Annotated in this window: 6 protein-coding genes; 3 read left to right on the top strand and 3 right to left on the bottom strand. The window is 71.8% G+C overall.

Annotated elements, in window-relative coordinates:
• From AC07GB_RS39000 to AC07GB_RS38990, 3 genes are all read left to right on the top strand, one after another.
• Nucleotides 1–628 (top strand): pyridoxamine 5'-phosphate oxidase family protein (locus AC07GB_RS39000; protein ID WP_478854191.1); only part of this gene is annotated, 628 nt, incomplete at its 5' end.
• Between the two features lie 56 nt (nt 629–684).
• Nucleotides 685–1,131 (top strand): NUDIX hydrolase, encoded by a 447-nt coding sequence (locus tag AC07GB_RS38995; RefSeq protein ID WP_478854189.1) that lies wholly within the window; start codon nt 685–687, stop codon nt 1,129–1,131.
• Nucleotides 1,132–1,452: 321 nt separating this feature from the next.
• The gene (locus tag AC07GB_RS38990; RefSeq protein ID WP_478854187.1) at nt 1,453–4,752 is read left to right on the top strand and encodes a S8 family serine peptidase; all 3,300 of its coding nucleotides are present in this window, start codon (nt 1,453–1,455) and stop codon (nt 4,750–4,752) included.
• Nucleotides 4,753–4,849: 97 nt separating this feature from the next.
• Here AC07GB_RS38990 and AC07GB_RS38985 read toward each other — a convergent pair whose 3' ends face one another.
• The 3 genes from AC07GB_RS38985 to AC07GB_RS38975 form a co-directional block, all read right to left on the bottom strand.
• The gene (locus AC07GB_RS38985; protein WP_478854185.1) at nt 4,850–6,346 is read right to left on the bottom strand and encodes a M28 family peptidase; all 1,497 of its coding nucleotides are present in this window, start codon (nt 6,344–6,346) and stop codon (nt 4,850–4,852) included.
• A gap of 159 nt (nt 6,347–6,505) precedes the next feature.
• Nucleotides 6,506–7,327 (bottom strand): hypothetical protein, encoded by an 822-nt coding sequence (locus AC07GB_RS38980; RefSeq protein WP_478854183.1) that lies wholly within the window; start codon nt 7,325–7,327, stop codon nt 6,506–6,508.
• A complete protein-coding gene (locus AC07GB_RS38975; protein WP_478854181.1) occupies nt 7,324–7,872 on the bottom strand; it encodes a sigma-70 family RNA polymerase sigma factor in 549 nt (182 codons plus the stop codon). Before AC07GB_RS38975 ends, AC07GB_RS38980 begins: the two co-directional genes overlap by 4 nt.
• Nucleotides 7,873–8,064: the final 192 nt, after the last annotated feature.

Here is an 8,064-nt window from a genome sequence, read left to right as displayed (position 1 = left end):
GGCCGGGGCGGGCGATCCGCTCTCCGCCGCGCTCGCCCGCCCCGGCACGCCCGTGGGCACCCTCGCCCTTGACCCGCGCACCCGGCGCCGGATGCGACTGGGCGGCCGGGCCCGGCCGACGCCGCGCGGCCTCGCGATCGAGGCGGACCAGGTGTTCTCCAACTGCCCCAAGTACCTCCAGAAGCGGCAGTTGGCCGGGGAGCGGCGGGCGGGCCCGGCGGGGCCTTCGCGCGTCAGCTCCGAACTGAGCGCCGCACAGCAGCGGTTCGTCGCCGCCGCCGACACCTTCTTCATCGCCACCGTGCGCGACGGCGGCGCCGACGCCAGCCACCGGGGCGGCAACCCCGGCTTCGTCCGGGTCCTCTCGCCGTACGAACTGAGCTGGCCCGACTACGCGGGCAACGCCATGTTCCTCACCCTCGGCAACCTCACCGCCGACTCCGGCGCCGGGCTGCTCTTCCTCGACTGGACCGACGGCACCGCGCTCCAGCTCACCGGCACCGCCGCCACCGAGTACGGGCCGGGCGGCGAACGCACCGTCCGCTTCCGCCTCACCCAGGCCGTCGAGACCGCCGGGGCCAGCCCGTGGACCTGGTCCGCCCCGGAGTACTCCCCCGCCAGCCCGTGATCGGCAGTTGGGTAACAGACCGTGCCTTGCCGGTGTACGCGGTCTAACGTCAGCGAATGCACAAGGAGCTGCGGGTGGCGGCCTACGCCGTATGCGTTCGGGACGGATCGGTGCTGCTCGCCCGCTGGGTCGCGGGGGACGGCAGCAAGCGCTGGACGCTGCCCGGGGGCGGCATGGACCACGGCGAGGACCCCTACGACACGGTGATCCGCGAGGTCGACGAGGAGACGGGGTACGCCGTCGAGCCCGTCGTGCTGCTCGGCGTCGACTCGCTGCGGCGGCGGTATCCGCGGCGGCTCGGGGCGGTTGCCGACTTCCACGGGGTGCGGCTCGTGTACGAGGGGCGGGTGGTCGGGGGGGCGCTGCGCCACGAGACGACTGGGTCTACGGATCTTGCGGCTTGGCACGCGCTGGACTCCGTGTCGGGCCTTGACCGGGTGAGCCTGGTGGATGTGGGGCTCGACCTCTGGCGGGGGCGGCCGGCCAGCGGCCACCTCGCCTGACCCCTGGGTCTCGAACCGGGGCCCCACCGCTGCCGCGGCGGGTCTTCCCCCACCCACCCACCCGTTACCACCCCAGCGACCCGGCCCGGCCCCGACCTGGCGGCTTCCCCACCGTCGCGCGAGTGGGGAGCAAATCACGGTATGAGGTGGGTTGTTCCAGGTGGCGTATGGCGGAAGTACGCCACCGCGCAACCCTGGGGCAGGCAGGGCTCCCCAAGGTGGCACCCCTTGCGTAAAGCTGAGCGGTCATCCGGCCCCGATTTCCGGACCGCTTTGGCCACTTCGAAATTGACCACTTCGAATTCACGTACAGGGATGTAGATGACCCGCGAAGCACAGAAGTCCCCCGAGGACGCCCCGGGCGCGAGACGCACCGCCCGCCTCGCCACCGCGATAGCCGTGGCCGCCGCCCTGACCGCGGCGGCCCCGCTCCCCCTCGCCTTCGCCGACGACACGCCCGCCCCGGCCCCGAAGTCCGCCGCCGCCAAGCTGGGCGCCGCCGACGCGGAGCTGCTCGCGGACGCGAAGGCGGACAAGGACAAGACCGTCACCATGATGGTCGCGACCGAGCCCGGCGCGACCGAGCAGGTCGCTGAGCAGCTCGACGCCGTCGAGGGCGGCTCGGTGGGCCGCACGTACGACAAGCTCGGCTACGTCCGCGCCTCCGTGCCGACCGCGAAGGCCGACGCCGCGATCAAGGCGGCGAGCAAGCTCACCACGGTGCACGGCATCGATCTGCGGCAGGAGATCGAGCTGGACGACCCGAAGCCGCGGAGCGCGAAGGGGGCCGGGCCCGCCGCGGGCGTCGACACCTACCCCGCGCCCGGCAAGAACACGCCCGCCAAGAACCCGTACAACCCGTCCTTCGAGACGGGCGCCGTGGACTTCGTGAAGAAGCACCCGAAGGCCGACGGACGCGGGATCACCATCGGCGTCCTCGACTCGGGCGTCGACCTCGGGCACCCGGCGCTCCAGAAGACCACCACCGGCGAGCGCAAGATCACCGACTGGGTGACGGCCACCGACCCGATCGTCGACGGCGACGGCACCTGGCGGCGGATGACGAACCCGGTCAGCGGCCCGGCCTTCACGTGGGACGGGGACACCTGGAAGGCGCCGTCCGGGGCCTTCCAGATCAGCCGGTTCCGCGAGGCCGCCACCACCGGCGGCGACGCCAAGGGTGACCTCAACCGGGACGGCGACACGACCGACAGCTGGGGTGTCCTGTACGACCCCGCCGCCGGCACGGTCCGCGTCGACCTGAACGACAACAAGGACTTCACCGACGACAAGGCGATGAAGCCCTACGGGGACAAGCACCAGGTCGCCTACTTCGGCAAGGACGACCCGGCCACCGACGTCGCCGAGCGCGTGCCGTTCGTCGTGGAGATCCGCAAGGACGTCCCGACGGACCCGTACGGCGGCGACTGGGTCGGCAAGAAGGCCGACTTCGTGAACATCGGCCTCATCGAGTCCGAGCACGGCACGCACGTCGCGGGCATCACGGCCGCCAACAAGCTGTTCGGCGGCAAGATGAGCGGCGCCGCGCCCGGCGCCAAGGTCGTCTCCTCGCGCGCCTGCACCTGGTCCGGCGGCTGCACCAACGTGGCGCTTACCGAGGGCATGATCGACCTCGTCACCAAGCGCGGTGTCGACATCGTCAACATGTCCATCGGCGGCCTGCCCGCGCTCAACGACGGCAACAACGCCCGCGCCGAGCTGTACAAGCGCCTCATCGACACCTACGGCGTGCAGCTGGTGATCTCCGCCGGCAACGAGGGCCCCGGCGCCAACACCATCGGCGACCCCGGCCTCGCCGACCACGTCATCTCCGTGGGCGCGGCCATCTCCAAGGAGACCTGGGCCGCCAACTACGGCTCCGAGGTCGCGAAGAAGTACGCGATGTTCAACTTCTCCTCGCGCGGCCCGCGTGAGGACGGCGGCTTCCAGCCCCTGATCACCGCGCCCGGCTCGGCCATCAACACCACGCAGACCTGGCTGCCCGGCGGCCCGGTCGCCGAGGCGGGCTACAAGCTCCCCGCCGGCTACTCGATGCTGAACGGCACGTCGATGTCGTCGCCGCAGGCGGCGGGCTCCGCCGCGCTGCTGCTCAGCGCCGCCAAGCAGCAGCGGATCGACCTGACCCCGGCGAAGCTGCGCACCGCGCTCACCTCGACCGCCGACCGCATCCCCGGCGTCCAGGCCTACGCGCAGGGCACCGGCCGCATGGACGTCATGGGTGCCTGGGACGCCATCAAGGGCGGTGCCAAGGCGCACGAGTACACCGTGAAGGCCCCCGTCGACACGGCCCTCGAGCAGGAGCTGAAGAAGCCCGGCACCGGCCTGTACGACCGCGAGGGCGGCCTGAAGGCGGGCCAGAAGAAGACCTACAAGGTCACCGTCACCCGGACCACGGGCCCGCGCGGCCCGGTGCGGCACGAGCTGAAGTTCGCGAACAACCACGAGAAGACGTTCCGGCTCGTCGGCCCGTCCGAGATCCTGCTGGCCCGCGACAAGCCCGTCACCGTCAAGGTGGAGGCCAAGCCGAAGTCGGCCGGTGTCTCCAGCGCCCGCCTGACCGTGAACGACAAGCGCACGCGCGGCATCGACCACCAGATCATGACGACCGTGGTGGTCTCCAAGGAGCTGGCCAAGCCGAAGTTCACGTACACGGCCAAGGGCTCGGTGCAGCGCAACAGCACCAAGTCGTACTTCGTGACGGTCCCCAAGGGCGCGAAGACCCTTGAGGTCGCCCTCGGCGGGCTCGCGGACAAGAGCCAGACGCGCTTCATCTCCGTGCACCCCTACGGCCTGCCGTCGGAGGAGACGTCCTCGCTCGTCTGCTACCCGAACTTCCCGAACCCGGACAACACCTGCCGTCCCGACCTGCGGTCGTACAAGGACCCGACGCCGGGCGTCTGGGAGATCGAGGTCGAGTCGCGGCGTACGTCGCCGGTGCTCGACAACCCGTACACGCTGAACGTGGCCGCGCTCGGCGTGTCCTTCGCCCCGGCGCCGCAGAAGGTCGACGACGCCAAGGTCGGGCAGCCCACCCCGGTCACCTGGAAGGCGACGAACGACTACGCCGCGGTGGACGGCAAGCTGAAGGGCGGCTCGCTCGGCTCGGCCGTCACCGCGCGGCCGACCGTCAAGCAGGGCCAGAAGCAGACCACGACGGTCGTGGTGCCCGAGGGCGCCGAGCGTCTGGACGCCGCGATCGGCGGCACCTCGGACGCCCGCGCCGACCTCGACCTCGCGGTCCTCAAGGACGGCCGGGTCGTGGGTCAGTCGGCGGACGGCGACTCGGACGAATCGGTGAGCATCGCCAAGCCCGCCCCGGGCACGTACACGATCGAGGTCGCGGGCTACTCCATCCCGTCCGGCCAGACCGCGTACGACTACCGTGACGTGTTCTTCTCCGCGTCGCTCGGCCAGGTCAAGGTCGACGAGGCCAAGGCGGTGAAGCTCGCCAACGGCGAGACCGCCCCCGTCACCGCCGAGCTGGTCGCGGGCGCCCCCGCCGCCTCGGGCCGGGTACTCTTCGGCGAGGTCAACCTCCTGAACGCGCGCGGCACCGTCGCGGGCACCGGCACCGTGACGGTCACGAAGGTCACCGAGTAGCTCGTACGGAGACCTCCGCGGCACGGCATGCGGAAGGGGCGGGCACCTGATCCAGGTGCCCGCCCCGTTCTCGTGTGTGCGGGAGTACCGCGCCGGGTCAGCGCTTGAGCGAGCCGAGGTCCTGCGCGTAGACGCCGACCGCGTTCGCGATGACGTCGACGTTCACATCGAAGATCTTGCGGTCGATGTTCTTCAGGGTGTCGCCCTTGCCGTGGTAGTTCGGGTCGTACGCCTTGCCGGCCTTGCCGCCCGCCTTCGCCGCCTGCTCCGCGGTCTTGAGGCCCTCGGCGCCGGTGAAGGTGCCGCCCGCGGGGATGCCCTCGGCGATGAAGGGGCCGTAGTCGGAGCGGCCGTCGAAGTCGGTGCCCCAGTGCGGGACCTTCTTCTTGTCGAGGAAGCCGTTGATCAGCTTCTCGATCTGGGCGGAGCCCTTGGGGCCGGGGCCGGAGCCGGCGTTGTCGGAGTTGTCGCCGTCGTAGACCAGCTCGGCGCCGTTCGGCGAGCCGATCATGTCGAAGTTCAGGTACAGCTTGATGTTCTTCTTCTGCTTGGCCGTCAGCGTCTTCACGTAGTGGTCGGAGCCGAGCAGGCCCAGCTCCTCGGCGGACCACCAGGAGAAGCGGACCTTGTTGTTCAGCTTCTTGCCGCCGTTGGTCGCCTTGGCGAGCTTCTCGGCCACCTCGATCAGACCGGCCGAGCCGGATCCGTTGTCGTTGATGCCCGGGCCCTCGGTCACGGAGTCCAGGTGGGCACCGAGGCCGACGACGCGGTCGGCGCGACCGCCGCGGGTCTCCGCGATGACGTTGCGCGTCTTGTGCGGGACGGCCTTGGTGGCGACGTCCAGGGAGACCTTCACCTCGCCCTGGGCGATCTGCTTGGCGAGCGCCTCGCCCTCGGCCAGGGTGATGCCCGCGGCCGGGATGTGCGCGTTGTCCGGGGTCTCCAGGTTGCCGTGGACGGGCTTGTCACCGGAGTGGTTGTACAGGAGCAGGCCGACGGCGCCCGCCTTGGCCGCGGCGGCCTCCTTCTCGGCGAAGGTGCAGGTGCCGCGCTTCACCAGGGCGATCTTGCCGGTGAAGGTGTCCGAGGTGTAGTCGTCGGCCTCGCAGCCGGGGGTGTCGTCGACGCGGGCGGCCGCGAGCGGCGCCTGGATGCCGCCCTCGGGCGTCGCCTTGCTGAAGTCGAAGGCCACGGCGTTGAGCTTGCGCGCCTCGGGCGACAGGACGGCCGCGCCCTCGCGCAGCGTCTTCGACTCGTAGAACGTGAAGTCCTGGTACGAGACCTTGTAGCCGGCCTTCTTCAGGCGGTCGTGCACGTACGTGGTGGACGCCTTGTGACCCTTGGTGCCCGCGGCCCGGTTGCCGCCGTTCTTGTCCGCTATCTCCTGGAACTTCTCCAGGTGGCGGTAGGCGCTCTTGCCGGAGGACTTCTCGACGAGCTTCTTGGCGAGCTTCTTCGCCTGCCGCTCCTGCGTGCTCGGGTGCGGCTTGTGGTCGCCCTGCGCGCCGGCCTGGGGTGCGGCGGCGAAGAGGACGGGGACGGCGACGGCCGCGGAGACGAGAGCGGCCGTCGCCCGGCTGCGGGGTGCGCGCACGGGGGTCCTTCCATGGGGGGTTCGGTGATCAGTAACGATCCTTGGTGATCGCGGGTGATCATCAGTGATCGCGGTGGAAGGAAGTTAGCCTGGAAAAACCCCAGTTCAAAGGGTTTATCGCGGGGCGCAACACCGCCTTCACCCAACTGTCACCGGAACTCAGCACTCCAGTCCGCGTGCCTTCGGCAGTGCGGCCTCGATCCGGCGGCGCTCCTCGGGGATGTCCTTGCCCGTCGTCCAGAGGTCCGGCGAGGCCTCTCCCTCGGGGATGCCGATCAGGGCGCGCTCGCCCGCGCGCGGGGCCGGGTCCGCGTTCACGTCCAGCACGAACGTCACCTCGTCCGGCGCGTCGGCGGGCTTGTAGGCGCGGGTCACGTCCAGGGTGACCCGGTCCTGGACGCCGCCCGGCAGGGTCTCCACGCTCCGTACGGTGCCCTCGACGATGAGGCGGGCACAGGCGACGTAGCCCGCGCCCGACGGCTTGCCGCCCTCGTCCCGCTGGGCCGGGCCCCCGCCCGGCTCCTGCCGCTCGGACCCCGCGTCCGCGCCCATCGACTTCCCGTCCCCGTCGTCCCCGGAGCCGAGGTCGGCCCGCGCGCCCAGCCACACCACGCCGCCGAGCAGGCCCGCCGCGGCCGTGGCGGCCAAGGCGAGCAGGGCGCGCCGCCACCCGGGCCCGCCCGGCCGCGGGACCCGCGCCGTGCGGGCCCGCGGCGGCTCTTCCCGCGGTCCGCGCGCCAGGGTGTCCCCCATGGCCCGCAGCCGCTCGCGCAGCGCCGCCACGTCCGCGAGGGCCGCCGCGTGCTCGGCCATGAACTCCTCGTCGGCGCGCGCCGCGTCGGGCACGGGCTCGTCCGTGACCGCGAGCATCAGGGCGTCCGGTCCGTCGTACGGCTCTTCCGGAGCCCCGCCCCGCTCGTCGCGCTCGCCGCGCTCGCCATACTCGCCGTACTTGTCGTACTCGCCGTGCGCCACGGTCACACCACCTCTTCCTCGTGCAGCCGCGTGCGCAGCATCCGTACGGCCGTGTGCAGACGGCTCTTGACCGTGCCCTCCGGGATGCCCAGCTCGGCGGCGATGTCCCGCACCGGCAGGTCCGCGTAGAAGCGCAGGATCACGACCTGCCGCTGGCCGTCCGGCAGTTCGTCCAGGCCCTGTGCCACGGCGAGCGACAACACGCGCGACTCGGCGCCGTCCTCCTCGGGCCGCTCGGGGCGCAGCGCGGCGAGCCGTTCGCCGAGCCGCTCCTGGCGGCGCCGGGCCCGGTGCCAGTCCATGGCCCAGTTGGAGGCGACGACCGCGGCCCAGGCCGACACGTCGCGCGGGGCCTGGTCCCCCTTCGCCGCCCGCTCCAGGAGCCGCAGCCTGACCTGCTGCACCCCGTCCTGGAGTTCGGCGTACGGCACCCCTCCGAGCGACAGGACGGCCCGGACGCGGTCCTCCTGGGCCGGGTCGAGCGGGTCCGCCGCCTCCGTGCGGCGGTCGGCCGCGTCGCGCGCCTGACGGCGCGGTTTTCCGCGCAGCAATGCCCCTCCCCCTCCTCCGTTTCCCCTACGACGCGGGAGCGGGGCGAATCGTTCGACGGGCCGGGAAGTTGTCACGGCGGTGAGGTGTCGGGCCGGGGAGCCGTCGCGGTGGCCCGCGTCGCCGCAGGTCAACTGCCGGGCGGGGGCACACATCCGGAATCCCCTCTACCACTTCTCCTCGTCGACTTCACA

The sequence above is a fragment of the Streptomyces sp. NPDC045778 genome, from assembly GCF_056431945.1.
The sequence above is the reverse complement of the archived record's forward strand: the minus strand, read 5'-3'. Positions and strand labels throughout refer to the sequence as shown.

What these genes read in the sequence shown, in the direction of transcription:
- AC07GB_RS38995 (WP_478854189.1), top strand. Translation starts at nt 685, where the DNA reads ATGCACAAGGAGCTGCGGGTGGCGGCCTACGCCGTATGCGTTCGGGAC.
- AC07GB_RS38990 (WP_478854187.1), top strand. Translation starts at nt 1,453, where the DNA reads ATGACCCGCGAAGCACAGAAGTCCCCCGAGGACGCCCCGGGCGCGAGA.